The organism is Dryocola clanedunensis subsp. sulfonylureivorans (assembly GCF_016756775.1).
In the GTDB taxonomy this organism is placed as follows: domain Bacteria; phylum Pseudomonadota; class Gammaproteobacteria; order Enterobacterales; family Enterobacteriaceae; genus Dryocola; species Dryocola clanedunensis.
In genome coordinates, this window is record NZ_JAERMU010000015.1 from 46,138 (window position 1) to 61,625 (window position 15,488).

General features: G+C 54.8%; 13 protein-coding genes. 7 read left to right on the forward strand and 6 right to left on the reverse strand.

All coding sequences use genetic code 11. From position 1 onward, the window contains the following. The first annotated feature begins 78 nt into the window (after nucleotides 1-78). From HYQ67_RS16015 to HYQ67_RS16025, 3 genes are all read left to right on the forward strand, one after another. On the forward strand, nucleotides 79-252 hold the full coding sequence (locus HYQ67_RS16015) for a DUF1127 domain-containing protein (protein WP_202305030.1): 174 nt from the start codon (nucleotides 79-81) through the stop codon (nucleotides 250-252). A gap of 87 nt (nucleotides 253-339) precedes the next feature. Continuing rightward, entirely contained in the window at nucleotides 340-669 is a 330-nt protein-coding gene (locus tag HYQ67_RS16020; protein ID WP_202305031.1) for a DHCW motif cupin fold protein, read from the forward strand. An 83-nt stretch (nucleotides 670-752) separates the two neighbouring features. Further along, entirely contained in the window at nucleotides 753-1,151 is a 399-nt protein-coding gene (locus tag HYQ67_RS16025; protein WP_202305033.1) for a YdeI family stress tolerance OB fold protein, read from the forward strand. Between the two features lie 216 nt (nucleotides 1,152-1,367). Here HYQ67_RS16025 and HYQ67_RS16030 read toward each other — a convergent pair whose 3' ends face one another. Next, nucleotides 1,368-2,126, reverse strand: coding sequence for an SDR family NAD(P)-dependent oxidoreductase (locus tag HYQ67_RS16030; protein WP_202305041.1), 759 nt, complete (start codon nucleotides 2,124-2,126; stop codon nucleotides 1,368-1,370). Between the two features lie 119 nt (nucleotides 2,127-2,245). Between HYQ67_RS16030 and HYQ67_RS16035 the strand changes: the two genes are divergently transcribed. The 3 genes from HYQ67_RS16035 (at nucleotide 2,246) to HYQ67_RS16045 (ending at nucleotide 5,916) form a co-directional block, all read left to right on the forward strand. Beyond that, complete coding sequence (locus HYQ67_RS16035) at nucleotides 2,246-3,145, forward strand: LysR substrate-binding domain-containing protein (RefSeq protein WP_202305043.1); 900 nt, start codon at nucleotides 2,246-2,248, stop codon at nucleotides 3,143-3,145. Nucleotides 3,146-3,197: 52 nt separating this feature from the next. Next, nucleotides 3,198-4,259 (forward strand): inner membrane protein YhjD, encoded by a 1,062-nt coding sequence (gene yhjD, locus HYQ67_RS16040; protein ID WP_431355448.1) that lies wholly within the window; start codon nucleotides 3,198-3,200, stop codon nucleotides 4,257-4,259. Between the two features lie 331 nt (nucleotides 4,260-4,590). After that, complete coding sequence (locus HYQ67_RS16045) at nucleotides 4,591-5,916, forward strand: MFS transporter (protein WP_202305056.1); 1,326 nt, start codon at nucleotides 4,591-4,593, stop codon at nucleotides 5,914-5,916. Nucleotides 5,917-6,004: 88 nt separating this feature from the next. On the opposite strand, the gene HYQ67_RS16050 is transcribed toward HYQ67_RS16045, so the two are convergent. Further along, entirely contained in the window at nucleotides 6,005-8,071 is a 2,067-nt protein-coding gene (locus HYQ67_RS16050; RefSeq protein ID WP_202305058.1) for an AsmA family protein, read from the reverse strand. A 62-nt stretch (nucleotides 8,072-8,133) separates the two neighbouring features. Continuing rightward, nucleotides 8,134-8,907 (reverse strand): cyclic-guanylate-specific phosphodiesterase, encoded by a 774-nt coding sequence (pdeH, locus tag HYQ67_RS16055; protein WP_202305197.1) that lies wholly within the window; start codon nucleotides 8,905-8,907, stop codon nucleotides 8,134-8,136. Between the two features lie 222 nt (nucleotides 8,908-9,129). On the opposite strand from pdeH, the gene kdgK reads away from it, so the two are divergent. After that, a complete protein-coding gene (gene kdgK / locus HYQ67_RS16060) occupies nucleotides 9,130-10,068 on the forward strand; it encodes a 2-dehydro-3-deoxygluconokinase (protein WP_202305060.1) in 939 nt (312 codons plus the stop codon). Nucleotides 10,069-10,139: 71 nt separating this feature from the next. Here the strand turns inward: kdgK and HYQ67_RS16065 are convergent, their stop codons facing one another. The 3 genes from HYQ67_RS16065 to hmsP form a co-directional block, all read right to left on the reverse strand. Further along, entirely contained in the window at nucleotides 10,140-11,624 is a 1,485-nt protein-coding gene (locus tag HYQ67_RS16065; RefSeq protein WP_202305062.1) for a M16 family metallopeptidase, read from the reverse strand. 210 nt (nucleotides 11,625-11,834) lie between these two features. Further along, nucleotides 11,835-13,112, reverse strand: a complete 1,278-nt coding sequence (locus HYQ67_RS16070) for a dicarboxylate/amino acid:cation symporter (RefSeq protein ID WP_202305064.1) — start codon at nucleotides 13,110-13,112, stop codon at nucleotides 11,835-11,837. Between the two features lie 171 nt (nucleotides 13,113-13,283). Then, a complete protein-coding gene (gene hmsP / locus HYQ67_RS16075) occupies nucleotides 13,284-15,278 on the reverse strand; it encodes a biofilm formation regulator HmsP (protein WP_202305074.1) in 1,995 nt (664 codons plus the stop codon). Nucleotides 15,279-15,488 lie beyond the last annotated feature (210 nt).

Below are 15,488 nucleotides of genomic sequence, written 5' to 3' on the forward strand. Positions count from 1 at the left end.
ATAAAAGTAATATTTGAGCCTGCCTGTAAATTGTATGGCGGCGCATGATGATCCCCTGACCAACAGAGGAGAAACATCATGGGCTTTGAAGAAAATCGTGCTCGCAAACCGTTTTATGGCTTCATCATGATCTACCATTATTTTCGGCAGAAAAGGCTGCACCGTCAGGCTTCACGAGCTTTAAAGGTACTGAGCAAGGAACAATTACGAGACATAGGGCTGACGTCTGATGATTTATCCCGCTGGAAATAAATTCACCTGACGGCGCGGCTAACTGGCGCCGTTCTTTTTTGCTGCTATCAATAAATATCTACAATCCATTAACAAAAAGGCATGACAATGCACATCGCAGATTTACCCTTCGTCACCACAGACTGGGCGAGCCTGCCCGCCACTGAACATCCCGGTACCACCGGCAAAGCTTACTGGCGAACGCAGCACTTTGGGCCGATGCGGGTACGCATGGTGGAATACACTGCGGATTATCTGGCCGACCACTGGTGCCAGAAAGGCCATGTCCTGCTGTGTGTTAAGGGAGAGCTGCAAACGGAACTGGAAGATGGCCGGCAGTTTACGCTCAGCCCGGGCATGAGCTATCAGGTTGCCGATAACGCCGAGCCACACCGCTCCTCAACCAGGACTGGCGCAACGCTGTTTATTGTCGATTAATCTCACTTTCAGGAAGACTCACCGACGTTATGCCATGCTTACAGGGTGTACCCGAAGCTCAACAATAAGCTTAAGGAGAACCTATGAAGAGAGTTCTGGTTATTGCAGGGTTAAGCACCCTCATCAGCTTTTCTGTCCTCGCCGACGATCGGGGAGGATTCAAAAACGATGCCGCCCCGCCGCCGCCGCATGCGATGGATAAAGGTTATCGTGGAATGGAGGATGCCCAGGGGATGACCATTGTGCAGGCAAAAGCGATGCATGACGGTGCCAGCGTCTCGCTGACCGGCAACCTGATTAAGAAAACGGGCGAGGACAGATATCAGTTCAGGGACAAAACCGGCACGCTGGATGTCACTATTCCCCTGGCGGTATTCGATGGTCGAAGCGTACAGCCCGATCAGCTGATAGCCATTAACGGCACGCTGGATAAAAAGCAGAAGCCCGCCGTGATGAAAGTGGATCACCTGCAGAAGCAGTAGCGAGCTTTATCCTCTCCCCGTAGGGTGCTGCAGCTTACTCACATCTCACTCTGGTTACATATCAGGGTGAGATCTGTAAACCCGCAGGTATTCCGTTCCCCCGTACGTCTGGTTATCTCTGCGACCGTTGCGAACGGTGAACGGAACCTTCTCGATCTCGCCCATAACATTTTCAGAGGTCCGTACAAGACAGCCCCACAGGCGAGAGGAAAAAACCTACAGCATCATCCCGCCGGAAACCTCAATCCGCTGTGCGTTAGCCCAGCCCATTTCATCGCTCAAAATTGCAGCAATCGCATCGCCGATATCATCCGGTTGACCGACGCGGCCCAGAGCGGTGTGCTCGGAAACCGCCTTGTTAACCTGCTCATTATCCCGCACGACGCCGCCGCCAAAATCTGTCGCAATCGCCCCCGGCGCGATGATATTCACCGAGATACCGCGCTCGCCCAGCTCTTTAGCCTGATACTTCGTCAGCACTTCCATGGCCCCTTTCATGGTGGCGTATGCTGCCTTGCCGGGAAATGCGAAGCGAGTTAGCCCTGTAGAGACGTTCAAAATGCGCCCGCCGTTTTTCATCAGCGGCAGTAGGTGCTGGGTCAGGAAGAACGGCCCCTTCAGGTGGATGTTCATTAATTCATCAAACTGCGCCTCCGTCGTTTTTTCGTACGACGCGTCCAGCCCGATACCGGCGTTGTTTACTAAATAATCAAACGAGTCGCGCTGCCACACGTCGTGCAGCTGCTGTTTTACTTCCGCCGTAAAGGCCGCGAAGCTGGCGCTTTCGCCGACGTTCAGCTGAATTGCTACCGCTTTCACGCCTTTCAGCTCAAGTTCACGCACAACGTCCTGCGCTTCCTGCTGCTTACTGTTATAGGTGAGGATGATACCGACGCCCCTGGCCGCCAGCTTCAGCGCGGCGTTTTTTCCTAATCCACGGCTGCCGCCGGTCACTATTGCGATGGTTTGTTTCATATTTTGCCTCGTTGATTGCCGTACGGTGATTGAGAGACAGCTTATTAGATGCTACAAAATCAATAAAGATGGCAATATGCACATCACTGTTTCATTTCAAACAACAATGGCGGTTTTTAGTGGATAAAATACAGGCAATGCAGCTGTTCATTCGGGTAGCTGAACTGGAGAGTTTTACCCGGGCCGCCGACACCCTTGGACTTCCTAAAGGTAGCGTATCCCGACAGATCCAGGCGCTGGAAAGCGCGCTGGGTACGCGTTTGTTGTATCGCACCACGCGCCGGGTACAGTTAACCCAGGACGGAATGGTCTATTACGAACGCTGCCGGGATTTACTCGCTAACCTCGATGAGCTGGATGGTCTTTTTTTGCACGATCCATCCACCATCAGCGGACGCTTGCGGGTAGATATGCCCGTATCGCTGGCCAGGAATCTTGTCATGACCAAACTACCGGCCTTCTTACAGCAATATCCGGGCATTGAGCTGGAGTTAAGTAGCAGTGACAGACTGGTTGATGTGGTACGCGAAGGGTTCGACTGCGTGGTACGCGTGGGGTATCTGAAAGATTCCGGGCTTATCGCACGTTCCGTGGGCAAGCTTACTCAGATCAACTGCGCCAGCCCCGATTACCTGGCGCGGTTTGGCTATCCTGAATCCCTGGAAGATCTGGCATCCCACGCCGTAGTGCATTATGCCGTTAACCTTGGTACTCGCCCTCAGGGCTTTGAAGTCTGTGTGGATAAAGCAACGCAGTGGGTGAAAACCGGCGGGGTCATCACCGTTAACAGTACGGAAACTTATCAGGCAGCGTGCCTTGCGGGACTGGGTATTATTCAGGCACCCCGCATCGGCCTGAGGGAGCCTCTCAAAAACAAGAAACTCCTTGAGATTCTGCCGCAGTACCGCGCAGCGCCTCTGCCCGTTTCGCTGCTTTACCCGCATCGTCGCAACCTGTCGCGACGGGTGCATTTGTTTATGGAATGGCTCACTGATGCAATGAAAACGTATGTAGATTAGCGTTCGGGCTATAATTTCCTTAACATCAAAGCCAAAGATAAGGAAAAAATTGATGCCGGATAATCAGGAAAAACGCCCTACGGACTCGCTCGAATACGAGCCGGTCGCCCCCTTTCAGACCGATCCGAAACCGGAGGTCGTACCCGCAGAGCGCCCGGCTGACCCGGATCCACTGCTAAAAATGAAGACCGGGAACGCAACGGTCAATCACACCATCGATACCGTAAACAGGACGGTGAAACGCCCTATGGTGGCGCACCTGATACGCGCCGCTGAACGTTTTAACGATCGTCTCGGCAACCAGTTTGGTGCGGCTATCACCTACTTCTCGTTCCTGTCGCTCATTCCGATCATGATGGTGGCCTTCGCCGCCGGCGGCTATGTTCTCGCCTCCCACCCGACGTTGCTACAGGATATCTTCAATAAAATCTTTGCCAACGTCAGCGACCCAACGCTTGCCGCTACGCTTAAAAACATCATTAACACCGCCGTGCAGCAGCGCACCACGGTTGGTCTGGTGGGTTTATTAATAGCGCTGTATTCGGGTATCAACTGGATGGGGAATTTGCGTGAAGCGGTACGCGCGCAGTCCCGGGACAAATGGGAACGCAATCCGCAGGATAACGAGAAATTTTGGGTAAAATATTTGCGCGACTTTATCTCGCTGATTGGCCTGCTGGTGGCGCTTATCGTGACGCTTTCTATTACCTCCATTGCAGGTTCGGCGCAGGCGACCATTATTCACTTCCTGCATCTGGATAACATCGATTGGCTGAAACCTGCCTGGCATTTGATTGGCCTCGCGATTTCTATTTCCGCCAACTACCTGCTGTTCTTCTGGATTTTCTGGCGTCTGCCGCGCCACCGCCCACGTAAAAAGGCGCTGATCCGCGGCACGTTTATCGCCGCCATCGGCTTCGAGGTGATTAAAATCATCATGACCTACAGCCTGCCAAAACTGGTCAGCTCGCCGTCCGGCGCGGCCTTTGGCTCCGTGCTGGGGCTGATGGCTTTCTTCTATTTCTTCGCCCGCTTAACGCTGTTCTGCGCAGCGTGGATTGCCACGGCGGAGTACAAAGACGACCCGAGGATGCCGGGAAAAACCCATAAATAACGCAGTTAAAACATGTCGGTGGATGGCGCTTGCGCTTATCCCCCCTACGAATCGCGATGTTATGTAGGGTGACGTCATCCACCAAAATAGTGTTTAACGCACCCCACCTCCAGAACATAAATCCAGCCTGTAACTTTTATTTAACTAAAATCCAGTTTTATTATCTGCCTTATTACTAAATATAAGAATATCTAAGCTGCTTCTGTCTCGGGATGAAAATTATTCGCTTTATGAACGATTTTCGAACAAGCCCGGCCCGCCTGCCGCGTTGAAATCAGGCTTTTGCTGTGCGTAATATGGCCCTTCGTCGCCATATAAATAAGAAAAAATTATGCAAGCATCCATTGCCACAACTATCGATACCGAGACCGAGAGCACGCCGGTCAACTCACGGGGAAAAGTTGTCGTTGCCTCTCTGGTCGGCACGGCCATTGAGTTCTTCGACTTTTATATCTATGCCACCGCAGCGGTGATTGTCTTCCCGCACATCTTCTTTCCGCAGGGTGATCCTACGGCCGCCACCCTACAGTCGCTGGCGACCTTTGCCATTGCCTTCGTGGCCCGTCCGATTGGCTCCGCGCTGTTTGGGCACTTCGGCGACCGCGTGGGCCGCAAGGTGACGCTGGTTGCTTCGCTGCTGACCATGGGCGTCTCCACGGTGATTATCGGCCTGCTGCCGGGCTATGAAACGATCGGCGTGCTGGCCCCGATGCTGCTGGCGCTGGCGCGTTTTGGCCAGGGGCTTGGCCTGGGCGGGGAATGGGGCGGTGCCGCGTTGCTGGCAACGGAGAACGCGCCAAAGGGTAAGCGTGCGCTCTATGGCTCCTTCCCGCAGCTCGGCGCGCCAATCGGCTTCTTCTTTGCCAACGGCACCTTCCTGCTGCTCTCCTGGCTGCTGACCGACGAACAGTTCATGTCATGGGGCTGGCGCGTACCGTTTATCCTCTCTGCGGTGCTGGTGATTATCGGTCTGTACGTTCGCGTCTCGCTGCATGAAACGCCGGTATTTGCCAAAATCGCCAAAGCGGGCAAGCAGGTTAAAGTGCCGATGGGCACGCTGCTGAGCAAACACATGAAGGCGACAGTTCTGGGCACGTTTATCATGCTCGCCACCTACACGCTGTTCTACATCATGACCGTCTACTCCATGACCTACAGCACCGCCGCTGTCCCGGTAGGCCTGGGTTTCTCACGCAATGACGTGCTGTGGATGCTGATGATGGCGGTGATTGGTTTTGGCGTGATGGTGCCGATTGCAGGCTACCTGGCGGATGCCTTTGGCCGCCGCAAGTGCATGATTGTGATTACCAGCCTGATGATTATCTTCGCGCTGTTCCTGTTCCAGCCGCTGCTGGGCTCGGGGAGCGAGGCGCTGGTGATGGCGTTCCTGCTGATTGGCCTGAGCCTGATGGGCCTGACGTTCGGCCCGATGGGCGCGCTGCTGCCGGAGCTTTTCCCGACGGAAGTGCGCTACACCGGAGCATCGTTCTCTTATAACGTAGCGTCGATTCTGGGCGCATCCGTCGCGCCGTATATCGCCACCTGGCTGCAGTCCAACTACGGCCTGTTCTACGTCGGTGTCTATCTGGCGGGCATGTCCGTTCTGACGCTGATTGCGCTGCTGCTGACCAAAGAGACTCGTCACCAGTCGCTGTAACCTTTTGGTGGAAGGCGCCAGCGCTTTTGCACCCTACACTTATCTTTGCGGCGGGTAGCGTTTAACGTTACCCGCCGTTTCTTTTATATCACTTCTTCATCTGCCCAAGTATATTACGGCACTGGTTTTCATCCCCTTCAGACGGTGAGATCAGCGCCAGCAGCGCGGCGGCCGGAGTCACCAGCGTTGCCAGCGCGGCAGCTACTGCACCACGTGCAATTAGCGGCCCGGCTTTCACACCCGCATCCGGGTTTTTGAACGTGCCGCGCACGTAGAGCGGCGAGCGCAGGGTCATGATACGGATCCCTTTGCTCTCCGGGTCGATGGTCAGATCGAGCCGTTCACTGGCGAAGTTCGTTGTTCCCGTCACGTTAATCAGCGCGTTCTCGGTATCGAACGCAAAGATGCGCGGCGTGGCCACCCCGCCCCGTAAATCCAGGTTCGCAGCGGCGCAGTTAATACGCACTTCATCATCGCCAAAGATCGCCCCGACGATGTAGTTCCCGACGTTAAGACCGACAATTTCCATCAGGTTGCGGCTGATCAGGCCGTCGTTCATCAGCAGCTTAAGGTTACCGTCGCTGCTGCCTAGCAGCGCAGCTACCGAGTTACCGCTCCCCCGAAGATCCGCATCGCCGTTCAGCTCGCCGAGCGTTTTCTGCATGGATTCAACTTTCGGCATCAGTTGTTTAAGCTGCAAACGGCGCGCCTGAATATCTGCCCGCCCCTGCATCGGTTTTTTGTCACCTTCCAGATGGATATTGGCGCTGATGGTGCCGCCCGCCATGCCAAACTTCAGCGGCTGGAGGCGCAGGTCAGCGTTTTTGAGGATCACGTGAGTGGAGAGATCGCTCAGCGGCAACGTGCCGCTGTGTTCGATACGCCCGCCTTTGAAGCGCACGTCCGCGTCCATCACGTCCCATTTGTCCGTTTCGAAACGGTCATACGGCAGAACTTTGTCCGCAGGCTGAACCGTTTTCTCGCCCTTCTTCTCTTCGGATTTCTTGCTCTGCTGCGCGCCCTTGCCGGAATCCACGCCAATCAGCGGCCCTAAATCCGCCAGCCGCAGCTGTTTCGACTCCAGATCGCCTTCCAGTTTAGGCCGAGGTTTGCCCTGCGAATAGGTCAGCGAGCCATGAATATCGCTGTCGCCAATGCGGCCGTTGAAGTTCAGATAGCGGAAGACCGAGCCCTTTTCGGTATCGATTTTCGCCAGCAGGTGGCCGTCCGTTTCAAACGGCGGCGTATCCGGCAGCAGCACGCCGGTCAGATCGTAGAGGTTGCCCAGCGAGTCGCCGGAGAACTTCAGCCTCAGGTCCACGCCGCCCATTTTCATCGGATCGTTGATGGTGCCTATCAGCGCAACGCGAGAGTTACCGGAACGAACGTCGGCCTGCACCGGGAAGGCCGTGTCGCCTTCGCTGCGCAGCGCCAGCATGCCGCCGATTTTCCCCGTCCCTTCGATTGGTTCGCCGTTGTAGCGTCCATTAACCTTCAGGCCAAACACATAATCACCCGCTTTGGCGGCATCTTTCCCGGTAGGTTTCGCACCAGAGACTTCTTTAAACGGCAGAGGCTTACCGAGGGGATCGACAATGATCACCATATCCGCTTTGCTGACTTTGTCATCAACGGAGATACGCCCTTTGTCGAACAGGATATTGTCCATGCGGAAAGACCAGGCAGACGGCTGCGCGTTCGGGTCTTTTTTGTCATCCCCCGCCAGCTTAAACGTCCAGTTATTGTTCTTTTCAGACAGACGAATAATTCGTGCGTCAGGCTGCACCAGCTTGATCCACGGGATATAAACGGTTTTGGTGAGCAGCGCCAGCGGCGCCAGCGTGGCATCTACACGGGGCAGATGCACCATGGTAACGTCGGGGATCTCGGGAGGGTTGCCCAGAATAATATCTTCGGCATGAACGTGCGGCCAGGGCACCCAGCTACGCCAGCCGGTCTCCTCTTTATTGCGCTCCCAGGCGACCCCTAAATCCCCGCGAATGGCGAAGGGGCGATTGAGCTCCGTCGAGACTTTTTGGTTGATGGTCGGTTTGAGCCGGTTCCAGTCAAACGTCGCAATCACGATAATTGCCACCACAACCAACAACAATAAAACCCCAACGACTGCGCTACTGATTTTGCCGGTTCTTGTCATGTGTTTCACCTTCCTGTGTGACTTGCCTTAACTAAAGATAGTGTAGCGTCACCAAAAGGGCATCAGGGAAGGCGAATCAAAACGTTTTCAAGGTTTTCAAAAGGAACGGGTCGTGACAGGAAATAACCCTGGGCGGCAACGGCCGGCGATGATTGTACGTCTCGCCATTCGTCTATTGTTTCTACCCCCTCCACAATCACGCCTTTGCAGTAGCGATTCATCAGCTGCAGCAGCATGGTAAACAATGTGCGGCCCTCTTCGCTCTTACGCAGCATGATAAACAGATCGCGGGCAACCTTGATGTAGTCATAGCGTACTTCGCTCAGCGCCGAGAAATTCGCCATGCCAGTACCGAAATCATCCAGCCACAACGGGCCGAACTCATGCATGCTCGCAAGCGTGGCAGCCTGAGGCTGGGTGATATGCTCTACCAGCTCAAACCGTACCCACGGCAGCCGATCGATAAGCAGCAGAATCGGCTGGTAATGCTTCATCGCCACAAGCGTAGGACCGTCGACGTTGACTGACGCAAGAATACCGTGAGCGACAAATACAGATTCCCAGTCGCTCAGCAGATGCAGCTGCTCTTCAATCACCTTCAGGCGGCTGGTGGTTGAAATCGAAGCAAAATAACGATCGGGAGGAATGCGCATCCCTTCCTCGCTCGGATGCATCACTACCGTCAGCAGCTCTACTGCCATCAACGTGCCATCAACTCTATAAATAGGCTGGAAGGTATATTGCCGCTGGCACTGCAACCAGAAGCGTCGCTCCTGCAAACTTTCGATACTCGCTTCAGCCGTATTAAGCCGGTGAGTGATCTGCTTCAACTTCATCATGCATGTCCTGTTTGACTTGATAACTCAGATGGCCCGTCGAAAGGTTATCGGCCCGGCGATCGATAACTTTATGTCGATCGTCCCGTGCGCAGGGATTCTTCGCTCTTTCAGGAAACTGGTCTGGCTCAAAGTTTTTCAAAACGCCGTTTTAAATCGTTTGACTCCTTTTTGGTCGCCCCCCAAACTAGCCATAATGTCAAAAAATCAGGTAACCGATTTATGCCAACCCGGAAAATTGCCATCATTGGCGAATGCATGATTGAACTGTCGCAAAAAGGTGCGGAAGTCAGCCGCGGCTTTGGCGGCGATACCCTTAACACCTCCGTCTATATTGCCCGTCAGGTAGATGCAGCAAACCTTGAGGTGCACTACGTGACGGCGCTGGGCGAGGACAACTTCAGCCAGCAAATGCTTGACGCCTGGCACGACGAGAACGTCCGTACCGATCTCACCCAGCGCCTGGAACACCGCCTGCCGGGTTTGTACTACATCGAGACGGATGCCAGCGGCGAGCGTACGTTTTATTACTGGCGCAACGAAGCGGCAGCCCGCTTCTGGCTGGAAAGCGACCAGGCACAGGCGATTTGCGCAGAACTTGCGCAGTTTGACTACCTCTATCTGAGCGGCATCAGCCTTGCGATCCTCAACCCAGCCAGCCGCGAGAAGCTTATGGCGCTGCTGAAGCAGGCCCGTGCTAAAGGCTGCAAGGTCATTTTTGATAACAACTATCGCCCGCGCCTGTGGGCAAGCAAAGAAGAGACGCAGAAGGTGTATCAGCAGATGCTGAACCATACCGATATCGCCTTCCTGACGCTGGATGACGAAGATCTGCTGTGGGGTGAAAAGCCGGTAGAAGAGGTCATCGCCCGTACCCAGGCGGCGGGAGTGCAGGAAGTGGTCATTAAGCGGGGAGCCGAGTCTTGCCTGGTCGCCATTCAGGATGAAGCCGTACTGGAAGTCCCTGCGGTGAAACTGTCGAAAGAAAAAGTGATTGATACAACGGCTGCCGGCGATTCATTCAGCGCCGGCTATCTGTCCGTGCGTCTGACCGGTGGCAATGCAGAAGATGCAGCAAAACGCGGGCATTTAACCGCCAGCACCGTAATTCAGTATCGCGGGGCTATTATTCCTAAAAGTGCAATGCCACACGGCGGATGACACTGCGTTTATCCGCCCTACGATCGCAAAACCGTAGGGTGGATAAGCATTAGCGTCATCCACCGCAGTAGCTACTGGGCAGGAGGTATATCCGACACATCCTGTTTAGGATTGTCCGTCAGCGGTTGCACGGCAGCAGGCGTCATGACTTTTTCCCACGTCGCCTGTAGCTCCTTCATATTGAACTCCGGCTCACCTTTCGGCTGCAACAGCACCAGAGACATATCCTGCGACAGCTGCTGGCGCACATCCTGATTCAGCATCGTTAACGTCAGGCTATTCAGGAAGTCCTGACGCAGCTTCTGATACTGCTCCGGCGCAATATCCACCACCTGATTTTGCAGCGAACGTAAACGTTGATTGGTCAGCACGTCGGTGTCGGTGCGGGCATAGGTCGCAAACAGCTTGGCCAGCTCATCGTTCTTCTGGGCTATCAGCGCATCAAACTCTTCCTGCGAGAGTCCTTTGTCACGTACGCGCACCAGTTCACGACCCACGGTAGTCAGATTGGCATTCAGATTTTCATTCGGCGAACCGATGTTAATCCCGCACTGGGCGCGCTGATACAGCACGCGACAGTCGAAGCTGAGGTTCAGATCCTTAGGATTACTTTTGCTGAGGTTCTGCTGCACGTGCCAGAACAGGGCCTCACGGGCCAGATCTGCACGCCAGTAACGCAAGAGCGCTGCTGAATCACGAATCGGCTGCCACGGGTTATCCCACATCAGCGACAGGCGATCTTCGCGAACGCTGTCCGTCATCAGACTGACCGGGTCGAGCTTGAGCGGAGAGAGCGTTGGCACCGGGGCTGGCGTTTCACGTTTCCCCTTCAGCGAACCGAAAGTCTTATTAATTTGTTCGGCCACGCTGCGGCTGTCGACGTTGCCCACCACAATCAGGGTCATCGCGTCCGGCGTATACCATTTTTCATAGAATGCTTTGAGCTGCTCGGCATCCACCGGCTGCTTTAAGTCTTGTGCAGGATCGTGGCCCAGCAGCGTAGAACCTTTCAGGCGATAGCGCCACCAGCTGTCCTGGGTATCCATCGGCCAGCTGGCGACCCTATCCTGGGTTTGCAGCGCGGTGCTGACGGTGTCGGGCGTAACGGCCATATTGCCACCGCTGTCTGCAAGAAACGTCAGCGCTTCTTTGAGCAGGTCATTGCGGTTATTCGGCAGGCTGAGATTAAACAGCGTGAAGTCATACGAGACGATAACCGGCGGCAGAGGGCGCGCCGGATCGGTGCTTTGCTGCCATAAAGAACGCACCTGCAAAGGTTGCAGGCTGCCATGTTGAGTCAGTGCCAGACGTGGCAAGAAATGGCTGTAGCCGCTCTGCTGGGTACTCTCAGTTAAAGAGCCGGTATTCACCAACAGACGGATTTCTACGCGATCGCTTGGGCGCTGCGGTGTGGCAAGCACCTGCCATTGAAAACCATTGGCCAACTGGCCAGATTGCCATGCCGGGTCGGGCTGAAGAGCTTCTGCCTGCACATTACTGGCGGCGGCGACCAACAGCAATCCGCCAGCTAAGAGTCGAATTTTGGTGCCCTGCATGTGAACCTCTGAGAAACGTTCCTGGTTAAAAAGTGTAACGACGGCACAGAGTTAGCAGAACTGGCCTTCGCTGGTGACAAAGCACCACTCCGTTTGACCGCAGATCCGCGCAAACGTCACTTTCAAAGAGTAAAAAAGATAAATAGCAGGGGGGATTATGCCGAGTCGCCCGCAGCAAGGGCAAGTCGCTGCGGGCAATTGCGTTAGTTATCAGGAGACTTCGGTCACTTTTTTGGCAGAATGTTTGTTATCCAGCGTCTCTGTGAGCTGTTTTTCATCGAGCTGCTTCACCCATTTCGCCACCACGACCGTCGCCACACCGTTACCGACCAGGTTGGTCAGCGCACGCGCTTCAGACATAAAGCGGTCGATACCCAGAATCAGCGCCAGGCCTGCCACCGGTAAATGGCCTACCGCCGAAATAGTTGCCGCCAGCACGATAAAACCACTTCCCGTCACCCCTGCGGCACCTTTCGATGAGAGCAGCAGCACAACCAGCAGTGTGATTTGATGGAAAATATCCATGTGGCTGTTGGTGGCCTGGGCGATAAATACCGCCGCCATTGTCAGGTAGATAGAGGTGCCGTCGAGGTTAAACGAGTAACCCGTTGGAATAACCAGACCGACCACCGACTTGCGGCAGCCCAGCTTCTCCATTTTGTCGAGCATACGCGGCAGCGCGGACTCAGAGGATGAGGTGCCTAATACAATCAGCAGCTCTTCTTTGATGTAGCGGATAAATTTGAAAATACTAAAGCCGGTCACGCGGGCAATAGAGCCCAGCACCAGAACCACAAACAGAATACAGGTAATGTAGAAGCAGATAATCAGCTGGCCAAGCTGCACCAGAGAGCCTACGCCGTATTTACCGATGGTGAATGCCATTGCCCCAAACGCGCCAATCGGCGCCAGGCGCATAATCATATTGATGATGCCGAAGATGACCTGAGAGAAGCTCTCAATAACGTTGAAGATCAGCTGGCCCTTGTGGCCGAGGCGATGCAGCGCGAAGCCGAACAGCACGGCAAACAGCAGCACCTGCAAAATGTTTCCGCTGGCGAAGGCACCGATAACGCTGCCGGGGATAACATCCAGCAGGAAAGCAACCACCCCCTGCTGCTGCGCCTGCTCGGCGTACATGGCCACCGCCTTCGCATCAAGCGTTGCCGGGTCGACGTTCATCCCGGCACCAGGCTGCAGCACGTTGACCACAACCAGGCCGATGATCAGCGCAATGGTGCTGACCACTTCAAAATAGAGCAGCGCCACCGCACCGGTTCGCCCTACCGCTTTCATGCTCTCCATACCTGCAATGCCGGTCACTACGGTACAGAAGATGACGGGCGCGATAATCATTTTAATGAGCTTAACGAAGGCATCGCCCAGCGGTTTCATCTGCGCGCCCACCTCCGGATAGAAGTGACCAAGCAAAACACCGACGGCGATGGCTGTCAGTACCTGGAAATAGAGGCTTTTGAAGAGTTTCATAGGGTGTCCTTGAGAGGTAAATTCCGCAGCACCGCGACCAACCGGGCGGTCTGCGGGGGAAAATTACCACTCATGAACGAACAGATACGTGATACACCGCTAATTTGTAAACAATATTGTTAAATAATTGAACTGGCTTGCGCCAGCCAGATAACATTTGCAACAATGCCGTTACGTTAACGGCGAGGAGAGATAGCGCGCCTCAAAGGCTTCCGGCGGCAACGCTTTAGAGAACAGGTAGCCCTGCGCTATTGTGACGCCTTTCGCCAGCAGCCAGTCGCGCTGCTCCGGCTGTTCAACCCCTTCGGCTACCAGCTTAAGGCCCAGCGTTTTGGCCATCGACACAATCACGCTGACCATTTCACCGTCTTCCGGCAGGCCATCTACAAAGCTCTTATCGATTTTCAGCGCGTCGATGGGCAGCGCCTTCATATGATGCAAATGGCGCAGGCTGGCGTAGCCCATGCCAAAATCATCCAGCGCAATCCTTACGCCGGCTTCACGCAACGGTCGCAGAATGCTGACCGCCGCGTCAGGATCGTCAATCCGGCGGCTTTCTGTGACTTCCAGAATCAACGTGCCCGGCTGGATGCGATAACGCGACAGCATCTCAAGCAGCGAAGGCACCATCTCTTCGTGCAGCAGCTGAAGCGCAGATAAATTGACCGACAGCGGCATAGTGATCCCGTGTTTCTGCCATGCAGCCAGCGTGCGGCAGGACTCTTCGAGGATCCATGTCCCTATCGTTACGATGAGCCCGCAGGCCTCTATCCGCTCAATAAGACCTTCCGGAAGCGACCATTCGCCATCAGGCTGCTGCATCCGCAGCAGGACTTCAGCGCTGACCGTCTCACCGGTACGCATATTCACCTGCGGCTGTAGCCAGATAGCCAGCTTCTGACGCTCGAGCATAGACAGGATATCGTGCTCTTCGGTCAGGCGGCGCTGCGCCTGTTCCATCTGTTCGGGGTCAAAAAACTGAATCTGATTTTTACCGTGACGGCGAGCCGAAAGCGCCGCGGAAACCGCACGACGATAAAGCTGCTCCGCCGTTAACCCACCGTGGAACATCGCGATACCAATGCTGGCCGTTGGCTTAATCTGCAGGCCGTTAATCGGCATATTTTCGTTCAGCGCGGCCATGACCTGCTTCGCCAACGCCATTGCATACCAGGAATCCCGGGTGCCGTGCGCAATGATGCCAAAATCGTTGCCGCTCAGCTGTGCCAGAACCATGCTCGGTGGCAGCACGCTTTTTAATTTACTGACCATCGTCAGCAGCAGGGTTTCCCGCTGCCCTTCATTGAGGACGCCCGCCGCATCGCTGAGCGTTTCGCTTGCTACAACGATCAGCGCGCTGCTTTTTTCGTTCCTCACCAGCTGTTCAAGCAGCGCCAGCAGCAGCGCTTTATTTGGCAAATCGGAAACAGCATGGCGCGTGCCGGACAGGCTCATCTCCTGATACTGACGAAACGCCAGCTGCTGGTTCCGGTTATAGCTGCGTACCAGCATGCCAATTTCATCGTCACGATGCAGCGGCGGCAGCGTTAACTGATGTCCTTCAGCATCCTGTGGGCTGAGGTTGTCCAGCTCGCGGGCGATTTTGCGCAGCGGATGGATAATTAACCGGTTAATCGACCAGCTGATCGCCACCGACAGGATCAGTGCCAGCAGCAGATAGGTGGTTAACAGCGTGGAGATGGTGCTGATGATAAATTTGTACATCCGCCAGGAGTCGGCCTGCAGAACCAGATAGGCCAGCGGCTGCGGGTTAGTCGGGCGCTCCAGCGAGTAGAGAGGCAAAGAGATCTGCACCGGCAGCTCAAAGAGCCGGGCAATCCACATCGGGATCTGCCGCTCCGGGATAAAACTTTTACGCAGTGCCTGAAACTGATTCGGCAACACGACATCCGCCCGGCTGATAATACCGGAAGGTTGAATCTGGTTAAGAATGGCTTCCGCCTGCGGAATATCCGCCTTCAGAATGGCTTCAGACAGGGGTAAGCGCACCGAATGGGCAATGTTTTCCATCTGGCTGGCGGTGTCGTAGCGACTTTGCTGCACGAAGTGAAAGAGCTGGACGACGATAAAAATGAAAATAAATACCACGGCGACGGCAGACACCATCGCCATTTGTTTTATCGTTAAGGAACGACTGACTCGCAAGCTTACTCTCCGCTGATTTTATGACCGTCAAACCATTATGTTATGCGGCCTGAGTATACTTCATTGTCAGCAATTTTAGGCATTGACGTCAGAGAATAGGGGGATTCTGTTCGTCCCTCTGCCCGACTCTTCGGCAGATAACGCTGCGTTTTTTCGCCCTCCAGTCATGCCCGGCCATTTTCCCGCCTGGAAAAGTGCAGCCTTCCCCGA